The following is a 16,450-nucleotide window of genomic DNA, read 5'->3' as shown; positions in this document are numbered from 1 at the left end:
CAAACAGCCCCGATAGTGCCGCAATAAGGTAAAGCAATGGTAACTCGCTATTTGTCCCCGCGTCGGCCGGTGGCGCACCGAACCCCGCGCTCATGATCGGGCGCGCCCGGAGGGGGCGCCGATCGGGCTAGCTACACACCGGCAGCGCCAGGCCCATAGCCGAAATTCGCGATGAAATCGCCGAGCGCCTGCGTGATCGCAGCACTTTGCGCGGGCGAGAGGCGCTCGCGCCATTTGCCGATCAGGCCATCGCCGATATGGCCGCGATGAATATGCGTCACGCGATCGAAAAGGTCAGCCTCGCCGCCATCCAGCCTGTCCTTCGGCAGCTCGCCGACATGCGTTGCGAAATCTCGCACCGCGTTGGTTTCATAACGGCTGAAAATCGCCGTCTTGGTGGCGTCCGCCAGCGCGACACCAAGCCGGGCGGCGATCGCGTCGAGGGTTTCGCGGCGCGCGAAGAAATTGTCCTCATAGCGCAGATAGGGGTGCCCTGCGGCCGCGAACGGGAAAATGCGCCGGGCACTTTGCACGACGCGCGACGCCGCTTTGTCGAAATCCTGGTCGAAACGCTCCATCAACGACACCACGGCATCGCGCGGGTCGCGCACGCTGAGCAGCAGGAGCGGTTGGGCGAGATAGACGAAAGCCGGCAGCGAGTCATCCCCGACATGCATCTTGACGACGACATGCCGGCCAGGGATCGCGCCATCCTGAAGAATGAGCGCGATCGCGTCGGCATAATAGGCGCAGACCCGCTCCACCCCATGAGCGGCGTTCAGCGTCTCACGCACGACATTAAAAAGCCAGGTCGAAGCGCTGCCATAGAGCCCGAGCGTAATCACCAGGCGTGGGGCGGAAACCTGCCCAAACTGTGCCACCTGCGTCACAACCGCCCCTCCCCGACGCCCACCCTCACGAGAAAAACCGCACCAGCCGCCCGCGCGGCGCCCCCAACACCTCGTCATCGCGCATTGCGACCTCGCCACGCAGCACGGTCATCACCGGCCAGCCGGTGACGGTCATACCGTCAAACGGGGTCCAGCCACAGGGGGTTGCCATCTTGGCGTTCTCGATCCGCCGGCGCGCGCCGAGATCGACCAGCGTGAAATCAGCATCATAGCCGGCGGCGATCCGCCCCTTCCCGACCGCGCCGAAGACGCGCGCCGGGCCGGCGGCGAGCAGATCGACGAGGCGCAACAGCGAAAGCCGGCCATGATGCACGTGATCGAGCATCAGCGGCACCAGGGTTTGGACGCCGGTCAGCCCCGCCGCCGTCTCCGGCCAGGGCCGCGCCTTCGCCGCCCGGCTGTGCGGCGCGTGATCGGAGCCGACGCTGTCCACCAGCCCGTCGCGCACCGCGCGCCACGCCGCCTCGACATGGCGCGCCTCGCGAAGCGGCGGGTTCATGACGGCATAGGCGCCGAGCCGCTCATAACAGTCTGGCGCCACTTGCGTCAGATGATTGACCAGCACCTCGACGGTCGTGATGTCGCGAAACGCGCCGAGATAGGCGAATTCCTCCGCCGTTGAGACATGCACGAGATGCGCCGGCCGGCCGGTTTCGCGCGCCAGCGCCATCAGCCGCCGCGTGCCGAGAAACGCGGTCTCGGGATCGCGCCATTCGGCGTGGCGGGCGTAGGGCTCGCCGGCGGCAAACAGCGCCCGGCGTTCGCGGAGGCGATATTCGTCCTCGCTGTGATAGGCGATCCGGCGCCGCCCGGCGCGCATGACGCGGGCCAGCGTCGCGTCATCCTCGATCAACAGATCGCCGGTGCTGCTCGCGGCAAAGACTTTGATGGCACAGACCCCGCGCCCGGCCTCGAGATTGGCGAGCGCGGGGATGTTCTCCCGTGTCGCGCCGACATAGATCCCCATGTCGCAATAGGCCGCGCCCTCGATGTAAGCCTGTTTCCAGGCGAGGCGCTCGGCGTCCACCACTGGCGGCGCGGTGTTCGGCATGTCGAAAACCGCCGTCAAGCCGCCGAGAAGAGCGGCTCGGGTGCCGGTCGGGATAGACTCGACGCTGGCATCGCCGGGATCGCGCAGATGCACATGGGCATCGATGAGGCCGGGGAGCACGTGCAGCCCGCGCGCCTCGATCCGCGTGGGCGCACGCGCGCTCGCCGAGACGCCAAGGGCGACGATGCGGCCATCGCGGACGCCGATCGAGGTTTCCTCGAGCCCCCAAGGCAAGGCGCAGATGCCGTTTTCGATGATGAGGTCGTAGGTTTCTGACATCGGGGCGTCCTTATCAAAGGATAGCGTGTCGCGTTAGAAAAAAACTTCTTTTTCTGAAGAAAAAGAAGCAAAAAGACTTTTGTCCTATTTTCTCGGAGCGCGGCGCCGCGGCGGGAAGGGGCCGATCAGCCGCGAGGCGGCTACGGCCGATCCGGGGTGATCACCACCAATTCCTGCCCTTCTTCCACCATCGCGCCGATCGCCGCGGACACCGCGCCGACCCGGCCGGCGAAAGGGGCGGTGAGGGTGATTTCCATTTTCATCGCCTCCATCACCACGAGCGCCTGGCCGCGCGCGACGGGTGCCTCGGGCGCGACGAGGACGCCGCGGACATAGCCCGGGATCGGGGCGACGATGCGGCCATCGCCTTCGCCCTCGTCGGCCGCCGCCGCGCCCGGGGCGACGACGCGGAAGCGGTATTCCCCCGTCTCGTCGAGCACCACCAACGCCTCCTCGGTTTCGACCACGGTAAGGCCGCGCTGACGACCATCAAGGATCAGGCGCCATCGCGCGCCATCCGCGTGGCCGCGCGCCTCCATTGCCGCGCCATCCGGCAAGGTGAGGCGATAGGCGCCCTCCGCTTGCCAGAGTGCCGCGATCCGGTGATCGCCGTCCTCGGCGCGCAAATGCACATCCTCCGTCGCCTGGCCATGAAGCCGCCAGCCATCCCGCGCCGCCCATGGTGAGGCCGGGTCGGCGCTCGCCCGGGTTTCGCGCGCCAGCACAGCACTACGCCCGGCGAGCACATGGAGCGCCGCGGCCGCGAGCACTGCGGGTGGCGCTGCCGCCGCGGGCGGCGCGAGCAGATCGGGGTGACGCGCGATGAAGCCGGTATCGGGGGCGGCGGCCGCGAAATCGGGGTGCGCGGCAATGGCGCGCAGCAGCGCGAGATTGTTGCGCACGCCGATCAGGACAAACTCCGCGAGTGCCGCGCGCAGCCGCGCCAGCGCCGCCGCCCGGTCGTCCCCATGGACGATGAGCTTGGCAAGCATCGGATCGTAATGCACGCCGACGCGATCGCCCGCGCGCACGCCGGAATCGATCCGCACCGCGGCACTCGCCGCCGGTTCCGCGAGATAGCGGATGATCCCGGTCGCGGGGAGAAAATCACGCGCCGGGTCTTCGGCGTAAATCCGCGCCTCGATCGCGTGGCCGGCGATCGCGAGCTGGTCCTGCCTGCGCGGGAGCCTCTCGCCGGCGGCAACGCGCAATTGCCATTCGACAAGATCAAGGCCGGTGATCATTTCGGTGACCGGATGCTCGACCTGCAGCCGCGTGTTCATCTCCATGAAGTGAAACGTGCCACCGGCGCTGATGAATTCTACCGTTCCGGCGCCGACATAATCGACGGCGCGCGCAGCACGGATCGCCGCCTCCCCCATCGCCGCCCGGGTTGCGGCATCGAGGCCGAAGGCGGGCGCCTCCTCGATGATTTTCTGATGCCGGCGCTGGATCGAACAGTCGCGCTCGAAAAGATGCACGCAGTTGCCGTGCTGATCGGCAAAAACCTGGATCTCGATATGGCGCGGCCGCTCGAGATATTTTTCGACCAGAACACGATCATCGCCGAAAGCGGAAGCGGCCTCGCGCTTGGCACCGGCGAGGGCCGCGGCAAATTCGCCCGGTGTCGTGACGATGCGCATGCCCTTGCCGCCGCCGCCGGCCGAGGCCTTGATCAGCACCGGATAGCCGATTTCGCTGGCCGCCGCGGCGAGCCGCGCCTCGCTCTGATCCTCGCCGTGATAGCCAGCAACCAACGGCACGCCGGCCGCCGCCATCAGCGCCTTCGCCGCCGCCTTCGAGCCCATGGCGCGGATCGCGCTCGCCGGCGGGCCGATGAAAACGATGCCGGCTTCGGCGCAGGCCTCAGCGAAATCCGCGTTTTCCGAGAGAAACCCATAGCCGGGATGGATTGCCGCGGCGCCACTCGCTTTTGCCGCGTCGATCAGCGCTGGGATCGAAAGATAGCTCTGCCGCGCCGGCGCCGGCCCGATCGCGATCGCCTGATCAGCCTCGGCGGCATGGCGCGCGTCGCGATCGGCCTCGGAATAGACGGCAACCGTCTTGACACCCATCCGCCGCGCCGTGCGCATGATGCGGCAGGCGATTTCACCGCGATTGGCGATGAGGATTTTGTCGAACATCGCGGCCTCACATCCGAAAGACGCCAAAGCGCGTGGCCGCGATCGGCGCGTTCAAGGCCGCCGACAGCGCAAGCGCGAGCACGCGGCGGGTTGCCGCCGGATCGATGACCCCATCATCCCACAGCCGCGCGGACGCATAGGTTGGGTTCCCTTGGGTTTCATATTGCGCGCGGATCGGCGCCTTGAACGCCTCCTCCTCGTCTTTTGGCCAGGTTCCGCCGCGCGCCTCGAGATTGTCGCGGCGGATTTGCGCAAGCACCGAGGCCGCCTGTTCGCCGCCCATGACGCTGATGCGGGCATTCGGCCAGAGAAACAGAAAGCGCGGCCCGTAAGCGCGCCCGCACATCGCGTAATTGCCGGCGCCGAAACTGCCACCGATGATAACGGTGAATTTCGGCACATTCGCGGTCGCAACCGCGGTTACCATCTTGGCGCCGTCCTTCGCGATGCCGCCCGCCTCGTATTTACGCCCGACCATGAAGCCGGTGATGTTTTGCAGAAATACCAGGGGAATGCCGCGCTGGGCGCAAAGTTCGATGAAATGCGCGCCTTTTTCGGCGGATTCGGAGAAAAGAATGCCGTTATTGGCGATGATGCCGACCGGATAGCCATGGATATGAGCGAACCCGGTGACCAAAGTCGGCCCGTAGAGCCGTTTGAATTCATCGAGCGCGCTGTCATCGACGATGCGGGCGATGATTTCGCGCACATCGACGCTCTGGCGTGGATCTTTGGGCACGATCCCGTGCAGCTCGGCACCATCGTAACGCGGCGGCAGAGGATCGCGGAGCGCGAGCGCGTGCGGCTTTACGGTGTTGAGATGGCCGACGATACGACGCGCGATGGCGAGCGCATGTTCATCATTTTCCGCGAGATGATCGGCAACGCCTGAGATTTTCGCATGCAGCTCGCCGCCGCCGAGCTCTTCCGCGCTCACCACTTCCCCGGTCGCGGCTTTGACCAGCGGCGGCCCGCCGAGAAAAATCGTGCCCTGGTTGCGGACGATGATGCTCTCATCGGACATCGCCGGCACATAGGCGCCGCCGGCGGTGCAGGATCCCATGACGGCTGCGATCTGCGCGATCCCGGCCGCCGACATCCGCGCCTGATTATAAAAGATGCGGCCAAAATGCTCCCGATCGGGGAAAACCTCGTCTTGGTTGGGAAGATTGGCGCCGCCCGAATCGACGAGATAGAGACACGGCAGTCTATTCTCAAACGCGATCTCCTGCGCCCGGAGATGTTTTTTCACGGTGATCGGGAAATAGCTGCCGCCCTTCACCGTCGCGTCATTGGCGATCACCATGCATTCGCGACCGCTGATTCGGCCGATGCCGGTAATGATCCCGCCCGCCGGCACCGCGTCGTCATAGAGGCCAAACCCGGCGAGCGGCGATAATTCGAGAAAGGGCGCGCCAGGATCGAGAAGGAGACGTATCCGCTCGCGCGGCAGCTTCTTCCCGCGGGCAATATGCCGTGCCCGCGCCTCCGCCCCGCCGCCCTCGGCGATGGCGGCGAGCTTGGCGTTGAGGTCTGAAAGCAGCGTCGCCATCGCCGCTTGATTTTCACGAAATTGCGGCGAACGCGGATCGATCGTCGAGGAAATCTGCATCTCACGCGGTCTCTTGGAACAATTCGCGGCCGATCAGCATGCGGCGGATTTCCGAAGTGCCAGCGCCGATCTCATAGAGCTTTGCATCGCGCAATAGCCGCCCGGTCGGGTAATCATTGATATAGCCATTGCCGCCAAGACACTGGATCGCCTCCAGCGCCATCCAGGTTGCGCGTTCGGCGGCGTAGAGAATGGCGCCGGCGGCGTCCTTGCGGTTGGTTTGGCCACGATCGCAACTTGCGGCGACGGCATAGACATAGGCGCGGGCGGCATTCAGCGTCACGTACATATCGGCGATTTTGCCTTGCATGAGCTGAAATTCCCCGATCGGGCGGCCGAATTGCCGGCGCTCATGGACATAGGGCAAAACCACGTCGAGGCAGGCCTGCATGATGCCGAGCGGCCCGGCGGCGAGAACCGCGCGCTCGTAATCGAGGCCGCTCATCAGAACATTTACTCCCCGCCCAACCGCGCCGAGCACATTCTCCGCCGGCACCAGGCAGTCCTCAAATACCAATTCGCCGGTATTGGAGCCGCGCATGCCGAGCTTGTCGAGTTTTTGGGCGCAGGAAAATCCTTTCATGCCGCGCTCGACGATGAAGGCGGTGATGCCGCGCGGCCCGGCCTCGGGATCGGTCTTGGCATAAACCACCAGCACGTCGGCGTCAGGGCCATTGGTGATCCACATTTTGGTGCCGTTGAGCACATAGCCATCGCCGCGCCTTTCCGCTCGAAGCCGCATCGAGACCACGTCCGATCCCGCTTCGGGCTCGCTCATCGCCAGCGCGCCGACTTTGGTCCCCGCGATCAGGGGTGGGAGATAGCGCGCTTTCTGCGCCGCGCTGCCGTTCCTGCGGATCTGATTGACGCAAAGATTGGAGTGTGCGCCATAGGAAAGCCCAACCGAGGCAGACGCGCGGCTGATCTCCTCCATCGCCACACAATGGGCGAGATAGCCGAGCCCGGCACCGCCATACGCCTCCTCGACGGTGATCCCGAGCACGCCGAGCTCTCCCATTTTTTGCCACAGATCGGCGGGAAACTCATTGTCGCGGTCAATCGCTGCGGCACGTGGCGCGATTTCGGCGTTCGCAAAGCGCGCCACCTGATCGCGCAGCATGTCGATCTCCTCGCCGAGCGCGAAATCGAGCCCGCTCGCGGCATTCGGGATGGCCATGAGCAAATCCTTTCAGGAGAGTTCGGGAAAATCCTCTTCGCGAAATTCGCCGGCGGCGCGCTCGGTGCCACGCGCGGCCTCGGCGCGGCGCAATTCGACGCGCCGGATCTTGCCGGAAATCGTCTTCGGCAAATCCGCGAATTCGAGGCGACGAATGCGTTTATAGGGCGCGAGCCGGGCGCGGAGATGCTGAAAAATCGCGAGCGCCGTCGCGCGATCGGCGGCGTGCCCGGCGATGAGGCTGACATAGGCTTTCGGCACCGCAAGACGCAGCGGATCGGGCGCCGGCACAACGGCGGCCTCGGCAATCGCGGGATGCTCGATCAACACGCTTTCCAATTCAAACGGGCTGATGCGGTAGTCAGAGGCTTTGAAAATATCGTCGGCACGGCCAACATAGGTGAGATAGCCCTCCGCATCGCGCGAGGCGACGTCACCGGTGCGGTAAAATTCGCCGGCAATCGCCTCGATACCGCCGTCATCGCTTTGATAGCCGCGCATCAGGCCGGCGGGCGGCGGGTCGAGCGCGATCGCGACCATGCCCTCTTCGGCCGGGTGATCCTCTGCATCCAGCAGCATGATGCGATAGCCAGGGAGCGGCCGACCCATTGAGCCGGGTTTGATTTTTTGCCCTGGCGGATTGCCGATTTGCGCCGTGGTTTCGGTCTGGCCATAGCCGTCGCGGATGGTGAGGCCCCAGGCGCGTTCGACCTGTTCGATCACTTCTGGATTGAGCGGCTCGCCAGCACCAGTCACTTCGCGCAAGCTGGTTTTCCAGGCGGCGAGATCTTCTTGGATCAGCAGCCGCCAAACGGTCGGCGGCGCACAGAGCGAGGTGACGCGGTGGGCGACGATGGCATCCAGCAAATCACGCGCAACGAAGCGTGGCTGGTTGAAAATGAACACGCTCGCGCCGGCGTTCCAGGGCGCAAAAAAGCAGCTCCAAGCATGTTTCGCCCAGCCCGGCGAGGAGACATTGAGATGGAGATCCCCCGGTTGCAAACCAAGCCAATACATCGTCGAGAGATGGCCGACCGGATACGAACGATGGCTGTGCAAGACCAGTTTCGGCCGCGCGGTGGTGCCGGAGGTGAAATAGAGCAGCATCGGATCATCGGCGTGCGTCGCGCCATCGGGCGTGAAATCCGCTGATCCCGCATAGAGGCTTTGATAATCGGTCCAGCCCGGCGGCACCATGCCGACGGCGATGCGCCGCACATTGGGATCGAGCCCGGCGAATTTTTCCGCGGCCTCCCCGTCCGCAACCAGAAAGCGCACCCGCCCGCGCGTGAAACGGTCGGCGAGATCGGATGGCGCGAGCAGCGTCGTCGCCGGCACGACGATGGCGCCGAGCTTCATCGCCGCCAGCATCACCTCCCAGAGCGCAACGACATTGCCGAGCATCAGCAGGATCCGATCGCCGCGCGAAACCCCGAGCGCCCGCAATCCATTGGCGACGCGGTTCGAGCGCGCCGAAAGTTCGGCAAAGCTGAGCCGCGCAGCCCCGGTGCCGGTGATCATCAGCGCCGGCCGCGCCGCGCTCTCGCCGCGGGCGAGATGACCGTCGAACCAATCAAGCGCCCAGTTGAAATTATCGAGTTCTGGCCAGCGGAAATCGCGTGCCGCCGTGGTCAAATCGGTGCGGTGGGTAAAAAGAAAGTCGCGCGCCGCGCGAAAATTCGCAACACTCATGGCACCACCTCGCGGGTCTGCGCCGAAAGCCAGGTGAAGGCCGCGGAAAAATCCTTGCCCGCGAGACCGGCATCGTTGATGCGTTGATAGAGCGACGCCGCGCTCGCCCCGAGCGGGGTTGCGGCACCGCTCGCCTCGGCGGCCTGCTGCGCGAGTTTCAAATCCTTGAGCATCAAGCTGGCCGCGAAGCCGGGTGCATAGTCGCGGTTGGAGGGCGCATTCGGCACCGGGCCGGGAACCGGGCAGTACGAGGTCAGCGACCAGCATTGGCCGGAAGATGTCGAACTGACCTCGAATAATTTCTCGCGCGCGAGACCGAGCCGATCGGCAAGCACGAAGGCCTCGCACACCGCGAGCATGGAGACGCCGAGGATCATGTTGTTGCAGATTTTCGCCGCCTGCCCAGCGCCCGGCCCGCCGGCATGGACGATGTTTTTGCCCATCGCGGCGAGGATCGGCCGCGCCCGCGCGAACGCCGCCGCCTCGCCGCCGACCATGAAGGTGAGCGTCCCCGCCTGGGCGCCGCCAACGCCGCCCGAGACCGGCGCATCCAGCATCGCAAGGCCGGCGGCGGCGGCGGCTTCGGCGACCGCGCGCGCGGTTTCGACATCGATCGTTGAGCCATCGATCAGCAACGCATCGCGCCCGCGCAAGGCCGCGATGACACCGCCATCGCCGAGATAGAGAGCGCGGACATGGGCGCCTGCCGGCAGCATCGAGATCGCGACTTCGGCGCCCTCGCAAGCGGCGATGGCGCTGCTCGCGGCGATACCGCCGGCGGCCTGATGCGCGGCGACGAGCGCGGGGTTGAGATCGAAGCCTCGCACGCGGTGGCCGGCGCGCAGCAGGTTGGCGGCCATCGGCGCGCCCATGTTGCCGAGCCCGATGAAGGCGATGTCTGTCATGCCGCGATCTCCTCTAGGGGCTGTTGCGCGTTATGGAAGAAAACAAAGGTAAATCTCTTCTTTTTCTGAAGAAAAAGAAGCAAAAAGACTTATGTCTGCCGGGCCGCGCCTGCGGCGCTGCCCGACGGGGGAAAGTTTTTTGGTTCTTTTTTTCAAAAAAGAACATTTTTTCCCGCTCATTAGGCGAGCAGATGGCGAGCGATGATGACGCGCATGATCTCGTTGGTGCCTTCGAGAATCCGATGCACGCGGAGATCGCGCAGATAGCGCTCGATGGCGTAGTCCTTGATATAGCCATAACCGCCATGAAGCTGCAGCGCGTCATCGGTGATGCGAAAACAGGCATCGGTCGCGAAGCGCTTGGCCATCGCCGCGCGGCTGGTCGCATCGGGCGCGCCCTGATCGAGGGCGACGGCGGCGCGATGCACCATCAGCCGGGATGCTTCCCACTCCGTCGCCATATCCGCCAAGCGGAATTGCAGCGCCTGGAAATCGGCGAGGCGCTGGCCGAATTGCCGGCGTTCGCGGACATAGGCGAGCGCGAGATCGCGCGCCGCGCGGGCGCCGCCGAGCGAGCAGGCGGCGATGTTGACGCGCCCGCCATCGAGCCCGGCCAAAGCGATGCGGAACCCCTCACCCTCGGCGCCGAGCCGGTTGGCCACCGGCACACGGCACTCCTCGAACGTCACCAGCGTCGTCGGCTGGCTGTTCCAGCCGAGTTTCCGTTCCGGCTTGCCGAACGCAAGACCCGGCGTTCCCTTCTCGACCAGAACGCAGGAAATGCCGCGCGGGCCAGCGCCGCCGGTGCGCACCATCACCGCATAGAGATCGGAAGCGCCGCCCCCCGAGATGAAGGCCTTGCTGCCGTTGAGCACGTAATGCGCGCCATCCCGCCGCGCCGTGGTGCGGAGGCTGGCCGCGTCCGAGCCGGAGCCCGGCTCGGTCAGGCAATAGCTCGCAATGATCTCGCCGCGCATCATCTTGGGCAAAAACCGCGCTTGCTGAGCCTCATCGCCGAAGCGGTCGATCATCCAGGCGACCATGTTGTGGATCGAAAGAAACGCCGCGGTCGAGGGGTCGGCGGCCGCGAGTTCCTCGAAAATCAGCGCCGCCTCCAGCCGCCCGAGGCCGCTGCCGCCATGCGCCTCGCGCGTATAGATGCCAGCAAAGCCGAGGGCGGCGGCGGCTTGCAACGCCTCGCGGGGAAAAATGCGCGCCTCATCCCAGTGCGCGGCGTTGGGGAGGAGAGTTTCGCGGGCGAATTGGCGGGCGGTGTCCTGGATCGCTTGCCGTGTCTCGTCGAGGTCGAAATCCATGCCGTTTGCTCCTCCCGCCGATTGTCTTCCGCCCGTTACCCCGAGGCAAGCGCGTGAGCGGGCATGTTAGCCCTTCCGCGCGATCGTGACACCCCTTCCAAGGGCTTGCGTCGCTCCGTGTCAGCGGTCAAGCTGGCGTGGGGAGAGATCTGATGGACACTCTGGCGAGCGAATTTCTGTTTGAAATGGCGATCGAAGTCGGCGCGCCGGCGGTGATCGGGCCGAACGCTTATGGCGAGCGGCGGGTGGTGCCGATCCGCGGCGGGCGTTTTACCGGGCCGCGGCTCTCCGGGCGCATCCTGCCGATCGGCGAGGACGCATTGGTCGTCGGCGCCGGCGGGCGTACTCTTCTCGATGTGCGGATCGTCCTTGAAACCGCAGATGGGGCGGCGATCTATGTCCGCTATCACGGTCTTCGCACCGGCCCCGAGGCGGTGATGCGCCGGCTTGCGGCCGGGGAGGCGGTCGCGCCGGACGAGTATTATTTCCGCACCGCGCTGATTTTCGAGACTGGCGATCCCCGCTATGCCTGGCTCAACGATCTGCTCGCCGTCGGCATCGGCCAGCGCCCGCCGAGCGGCCCGGTCTATCGTGTCTTCGCGATATCGTGACCAGCAGCGCCGCCGAGATCGTCGATCACCGCGATGACGCTGCGGTTGCGCCCTTCGTGTTTGGCGAGATAGAGCGCGCGGTCGGCGGTCTGTAGCAGCGCCTTGGCGCTGTGGTAACGCTCCGGCCCGTCGCTCGCGATGCCGATGCTGAGCGAAATCCGCCCGAGCGGAATGACTTCATGGACGATGTCGAGCGCCGCGACGGCATCATGGATGCGCTCGGCAATTTCGAGCGCGCCGACGGCGTCGGTGGTCGGCAATAGCACCGCGAATTCCTCGCCGCCGAAGCGCGCGGCGAGATCGCCCGGGCGATGCAGACAGCCTTTGATCGTCGCCGCGAGCCGCCGCAGACAATCGTCGCCGACGAGATGGCCGTAGAAATCATTGAACGGCTTGAAGTGATCGACATCGATCATGAGCAGGGCAAGCGCTGTTTGCTCACGCTGGCCACGGCGCCATTCGCGCTCGAGGGCTTCGTCGAAACTGCGGCGGTTGGCGATGCCGGTCAGGCCGTCGGTCGCGGCGAGAGCGACGAGGGCGGCGTTGGCGGCGTTCAGCTTTTCCTCGGTCGATTTTTGCCGCGAGATGTCACGCGAGCTTGCGATATATTCGCCCACCACGCCGCTTTCGCGGTCGCGCACCGCGCGCACCCGCGTCTCCACCCAAACAAAGCGGCCATTCTTGCACCGGCGGCGATAGGAAAAAACGACGGTATCGCTGCCGGCGGCGAGCTTGCGGAGTTCGACCTTGACCGCCGGCCAGTCCTCGGGATGCACGTCCTCGCGCCAATGGCGCCCGACCTGCTCCTCCGGCGAGAAGCCGAACATCTCCTGCGCCGCCGGCGAGACATAGAGCCGGCGACCGTCGATCGCCATGCGGTAGATCGCGTCGCTGGAATTATCGGCGAGCGCGCGGTAGCGCCGCTCGCTTTCGCGCAGCCGCGCCTGCCGCGCGGCGAGGATTTCGCGAAGCCGCCGCGTTTGCTCCGTCCGCGCCGCCAGCGCCAGCGCGCAAAGACCAAGGATGAAGACGAAACCCTGCGCGATGCGGAGTTTTTCGCCCTGGCTCAGGACCCCGGCCTGAGCCAGCAGCGAAATCGGCCCATGCCCGGCAACCGTGAAGCCGAGGATGGTCAGCGCCGCAAATAGCGTCGCCGCCGCGGTTTCGACCAGTGAACGCCGGCCCGCGATCAGGAGCAGCGGCGGGAATACCAGAAAGCGCAGCGGATAGCGTGACTGCGAGAACACCACGACGCAGACCGCGGCTAGGAAAGCAAAATAGCGAAACGCCGAAAAAAACTGCTTCGCCGCCGGCGGGGCCGGCCGACGCGGCCGGAACAGCGCGAGAATGAGCGGCGTTACGATCATGAAGCCGAGAGCGCTCGCGGCATACCAATCGACCAAATTCTTGGCGAATGCCTCGTCGGCTAAATAAAATCGCGCATCGGCAGCGAAAATCGCCGGGAAGACGGGAGCGGTTAGGGCGGTGACGGCCAAGCGGACCAAAGCGCCCGGCCGCGCCGGATCGGGCCGGGCGCCGAAACGCCCGCGCAGCAGACCATACGCGATCGCCACCTCGGCGAGTTTGCAAACGGCAAGGATGAAGCTGAGCAGCAGGTGATCGCCGCGGCCTTCATTGAGCGCGAAATCGGCGAGCAGGCAAATGAGGAGGTAGCCAGCGAAACGCTGGCTCGGGACGACAAGCAGGGCGCCGAGCAGAACCCCGTTGGCGACCCAGATTGCCGGCGTTTCGCCGCAGAGCCGCGAGAGCACAATCGCCCCCTCGAGCAGGCAAACGAACACCAGAAGGACAGCGATAAGCCCCGGTGGCTTGGGGAATGCGACACGCGCGGACGACAAATGGCCCCCGTATCTGTTGCGATAGGGCAGTGATCTCCTTGAGTTTACAGAAAGAGGCTTAATGGCGGGTTACGCCACCGGCCGATGGGGACGGGGCAAGCATTTTCGTGATCACCTCCCGGCTGTTGGCGCTGAGGTCGGGCCGCCCGGCAAGCTCCGCCAACGCCGCCGCCATCAGAGTCCGGCGCGCGGGTGGCATGCGTCGCCACATCCCGAAGGCCGAAGCCAACCGCGCCGCGACCTGCGGATTGGCGGGATCGACGGCGGCGATGGTTTCCGCAAGCAGCGCATAGCCGTCGCCGGACGCGTCATGAAACCCGACCGGATTGGCCTGCGCGAAGCTGCCGATCAGGGCGCGCAGACGATTGGGGTTGGCGGCAGTGAAATCGGGATGGCGGGTGAGTGCGCGAACGCGCGCCGGCGCCCCCGGCAGCGGCGCCATGCCCTGGATTGCAAACCATTTGTCGAGAACCAGCGGGTCGTGCCGCCACCTCGCGTAAAAGTCGGCGAGCGCGGCCTCCCGCTCCGGCCGCTCGGTCGCGGCGAGCAGGGTGAGGGCGCCGAGCCGCCCGGTCATCGTCGGCGCGGTCTGGAATTGCAGGACGGCCATCGCGATCGCCTCATCGCCGCCGCCGGCAACGAGATAGGAGAGCGCGGCATTGGCGAGCGCCCGCCGGCCCATCGCGGCGCCGTCGATCGCGGGGGAGAAGGCGGCGCGGAGGTTTTCGTATAAAGCGCGGAGCGGCGCCGCGAGAGCCCGCCCAATCGCCGCACGCAGGGATTCCCGCGCCATGTGCAGGGCGTCGACGTCGATTTCCGCCATTTCCTCGGCGAGCTGCGTCTCGGCGGGCAGCGTGATCGCCTCGGCGACGAAAGCCGGGTCGGCCGCGGCCTGATCGAGCAGCGCGGCGATCGCGGCAATCAGCCCCGCATCCGCCGCACGGGCGGCGCCGGTGCGCACGGCGTCAGCGTCAGCAAGCAGAATTTCGCTGGCATAGCGCTGCAGGCAGTCCCAGCGGAGAAACGGATCGGGGTCGTGGGTTGCGAGAAAGCGAAGCCGCTCGCGGCTGAGGCCGAGAATTTTGATCGGAGCCGAAAACCCCCGCCCGATCGCGGCCACCGGACGCCGGCCGACATCCTCGAAATGCCAGGTTTGCGCCGGCTGATCGAGGAGCAGATGGCGCGTGGCGCTTGACGACGCGGTTTCGCCGGCGAGTTTCGCCGCAATCGGGGCGCCGGTTTCGGCATCCAGAAGCCCGAGCGCGAGCGGGATCGGCAGCGCCGGTTTGTTCGGCGCCCCCGGCGTCGGCGGAATGTGCTGGCGGAGATGGAGGGTGAAAATCCCGGTCTCGGAATCATAGTCCTCGGCCAGCGTCACCTCCGGCGTGCCGGCGGTCGCGTACCAGGCAAGGAACGGCGTGAGATCGACGCCGGCGCCGGCGCCGAGTGCCTCGAGAAAATCCTCGATCGTCACCGCTCGGTTGTCACAGGATGCGAAATAACGGTCCATGCCGGCGCGAAAGCGCTGCGGGCCGAGGAGGGAGGCGATCATGCGCACCAGTTCCGCGCCCTTCTGGTAAACCGTCGCGGTATAAAAATTATCGATTTTGTGATAGGAGTCTGGCCGCACCGGATGGGCGAGCGGCCCGGCATCCTCGGGAAATTGGGCCGCGCGCAAGCGGCGGACATCTTGGATGCGCTGCAAGCCACGGCTGCCTTGGTCTGCGGAGAATTCCTGGTCGCGAAACACTGTCAGCCCTTCTTTGAGCGAGAGCTGGAACCAGTCGCGGCAGGTGATGCGGTTGCCGGTCCAATTATGGAAATACTCATGCGAGATCACCGTCTCGATGCCGCGATAATCGGCATCGGTCGCGGTCTCGGGGCGGGCGAGGACATAGCGGGTGTTGAAGATATTGAGCCCCTTATTCTCCATCGCGCCCATGTTGAAGTCCGACACGGCGGCGATGTTGAAGACATCGAGATCATACTCGCGCCCGAAGCGGCTCTCATCCCACGCCATCGCCGCTTTCAGGCAATGCATGGCGTAGTCGGTCTTGTCCTCATCGCCGCGCCTGACCCAGATCGCGAGCTGGACTTCCCGCCCTGAGCGCGTAACGAAGCGATCACGGACAGCGATGAGATCGCCAGCGACGAGGGCGAAGAGATAGCACGGCTTCGGGTGCGGATCATCCCAGGTCGCCCAATGCGTGCCGTCATCGTTCTCGCCATGCGCAACGGGATTGCCGTTGGCGAGAAGAACCGGCGCCATCGCGCGATCGGCGGTCAGGGTCACGCGGTAGCGTGCCATGACGTCCGGGCGATCGGGGAAAAAGGTGATGCGGCGGAAGCCCTCCGCCTCGCATTGAGTATAGAAATTGCCGCCCGAGACATAAAGGCCGGAGAGCGTGGTATTGGCGGCGGGATGGATCTCGGTCGTGGTCTCAAGCGTGAATTGGTCTGGCGGGTCGCGGAGGGTCAGATGATGGGAATGAAGCGCATAGCGCTCTGGCGCGAGATCGGCGCCGTCGAGCCGGAGCGCGCGGAGAGCGAGCCCCTCGCCATCGAGGACGAGCGGCGCCCCCGCCGGCGTCCCGGCCGCGCGACGTACGCCGAGGCGGGCGGTGACGGTGGTGGTTTCCGGCGCGAGAGCAAAGGCGAGGGTGACGGTTTCGACAAGAAATTCCGGCGGACGATACTCTGAGAGGCGGATCACGGGGGCAGCGGAGGTGTCACTCATGGTCGCTCCAGGGGCGCAAAGCCGCCACCTTAAGCCATTCCGGCGTTACTTCCCAAGGTAGAAATGTCCGCATTAATTTCCCCGCTCAGGACGAAATCCTCAGAGCTTGAAAATCTTTCTGAGGGCCGTTGACGGCAGGCGGCGCGATGCTGTCGT

The 16,450-nt window shown here is 65.7% G+C and carries 11 protein-coding genes; 1 reads left to right on the top strand and 10 read right to left on the bottom strand.

Annotated elements, in window-relative coordinates; all coding sequences use genetic code 11:
* Positions 1–131: 131 nt before the first annotated feature.
* From DEF76_RS01145 to DEF76_RS01110, 8 genes are all read right to left on the bottom strand, one after another.
* A complete protein-coding gene (locus DEF76_RS01145; RefSeq protein ID WP_114910759.1) occupies positions 132–890 on the bottom strand; it encodes a hypothetical protein in 759 nt (252 codons plus the stop codon).
* A 25-nt stretch (positions 891–915) separates the two neighbouring features.
* Complete coding sequence (locus DEF76_RS01140; protein ID WP_114910758.1) at positions 916–2,241, bottom strand: dihydroorotase; 1,326 nt, start codon at positions 2,239–2,241, stop codon at positions 916–918.
* A gap of 140 nt (positions 2,242–2,381) precedes the next feature.
* A complete protein-coding gene (locus DEF76_RS01135; protein ID WP_114910757.1) occupies positions 2,382–4,385 on the bottom strand; it encodes an acetyl/propionyl/methylcrotonyl-CoA carboxylase subunit alpha in 2,004 nt (667 codons plus the stop codon).
* 7 nt (positions 4,386–4,392) lie between these two features.
* Positions 4,393–5,997, bottom strand: coding sequence for a carboxyl transferase domain-containing protein (locus tag DEF76_RS01130; RefSeq protein ID WP_114910756.1), 1,605 nt, complete (start codon positions 5,995–5,997; stop codon positions 4,393–4,395).
* Between the two features lies 1 nt (position 5,998).
* Positions 5,999–7,174: an isovaleryl-CoA dehydrogenase gene (locus DEF76_RS01125; protein ID WP_114910755.1), complete on the bottom strand. Its 1,176-nt coding sequence runs from the start codon at positions 7,172–7,174 to the stop codon at positions 5,999–6,001.
* Between the two features lie 12 nt (positions 7,175–7,186).
* Positions 7,187–8,866, bottom strand: coding sequence for an AMP-binding protein (locus DEF76_RS01120; protein ID WP_114910754.1), 1,680 nt, complete (start codon positions 8,864–8,866; stop codon positions 7,187–7,189).
* A complete protein-coding gene (mmsB, locus tag DEF76_RS01115; RefSeq protein ID WP_114910753.1) occupies positions 8,863–9,771 on the bottom strand; it encodes a 3-hydroxyisobutyrate dehydrogenase in 909 nt (302 codons plus the stop codon). Before mmsB ends, DEF76_RS01120 begins: the two co-directional genes overlap by 4 nt.
* 179 nt (positions 9,772–9,950) lie before the next feature.
* A complete protein-coding gene (locus DEF76_RS01110) occupies positions 9,951–11,087 on the bottom strand; it encodes an acyl-CoA dehydrogenase family protein (protein WP_114910752.1) in 1,137 nt (378 codons plus the stop codon).
* A gap of 152 nt (positions 11,088–11,239) precedes the next feature.
* Between DEF76_RS01110 and DEF76_RS01105 the strand changes: the two genes are divergently transcribed.
* Complete coding sequence (locus tag DEF76_RS01105) at positions 11,240–11,698, top strand: DUF3237 domain-containing protein (RefSeq protein ID WP_114910751.1); 459 nt, start codon at positions 11,240–11,242, stop codon at positions 11,696–11,698.
* Here DEF76_RS01105 and DEF76_RS01100 read toward each other — a convergent pair.
* Positions 11,674–13,557, bottom strand: a complete 1,884-nt coding sequence (locus DEF76_RS01100) for a sensor domain-containing diguanylate cyclase (RefSeq protein ID WP_114910750.1) — start codon at positions 13,555–13,557, stop codon at positions 11,674–11,676. The genes DEF76_RS01105 and DEF76_RS01100 overlap by 25 nt on opposite strands.
* 58 nt (positions 13,558–13,615) lie before the next feature.
* Positions 13,616–16,294, bottom strand: coding sequence for an aminopeptidase N (gene pepN, locus DEF76_RS01095; protein ID WP_114910749.1), 2,679 nt, complete (start codon positions 16,292–16,294; stop codon positions 13,616–13,618).
* Between the last annotated feature and the right edge of the window lie 156 nt (positions 16,295–16,450).

Source organism: Acidibrevibacterium fodinaquatile, assembly GCF_003352165.1.
In the GTDB taxonomy this organism is placed as follows: Bacteria; Pseudomonadota; Alphaproteobacteria; order Acetobacterales; family Acetobacteraceae; genus Acidibrevibacterium; species Acidibrevibacterium fodinaquatile.
This window is presented reverse-complemented; position numbering and strand designations above follow the sequence as displayed.

What these genes read in the sequence shown, in the direction of transcription:
- pepN (WP_114910749.1), bottom strand. Translation starts at nt 16,294, where the DNA reads ATGAGTGACACCTCCGCTGCCCCCGTGATCCGCCTCTCAGAGTATCGT.
- mmsB (WP_114910753.1), bottom strand. Translation starts at nt 9,771, where the DNA reads ATGACAGACATCGCCTTCATCGGGCTCGGCAACATGGGCGCGCCGATG.
- DEF76_RS01120 (WP_114910754.1), bottom strand. Translation starts at nt 8,866, where the DNA reads ATGAGTGTTGCGAATTTTCGCGCGGCGCGCGACTTTCTTTTTACCCAC.
- DEF76_RS01135 (WP_114910757.1), bottom strand. Translation starts at nt 4,385, where the DNA reads ATGTTCGACAAAATCCTCATCGCCAATCGCGGTGAAATCGCCTGCCGC.
- DEF76_RS01140 (WP_114910758.1), bottom strand. Translation starts at nt 2,241, where the DNA reads ATGTCAGAAACCTACGACCTCATCATCGAAAACGGCATCTGCGCCTTG.
- DEF76_RS01105 (WP_114910751.1), top strand. Translation starts at nt 11,240, where the DNA reads ATGGACACTCTGGCGAGCGAATTTCTGTTTGAAATGGCGATCGAAGTC.
- DEF76_RS01130 (WP_114910756.1), bottom strand. Translation starts at nt 5,997, where the DNA reads ATGCAGATTTCCTCGACGATCGATCCGCGTTCGCCGCAATTTCGTGAA.
- DEF76_RS01125 (WP_114910755.1), bottom strand. Translation starts at nt 7,174, where the DNA reads ATGGCCATCCCGAATGCCGCGAGCGGGCTCGATTTCGCGCTCGGCGAG.
- DEF76_RS01110 (WP_114910752.1), bottom strand. Translation starts at nt 11,087, where the DNA reads ATGGATTTCGACCTCGACGAGACACGGCAAGCGATCCAGGACACCGCC.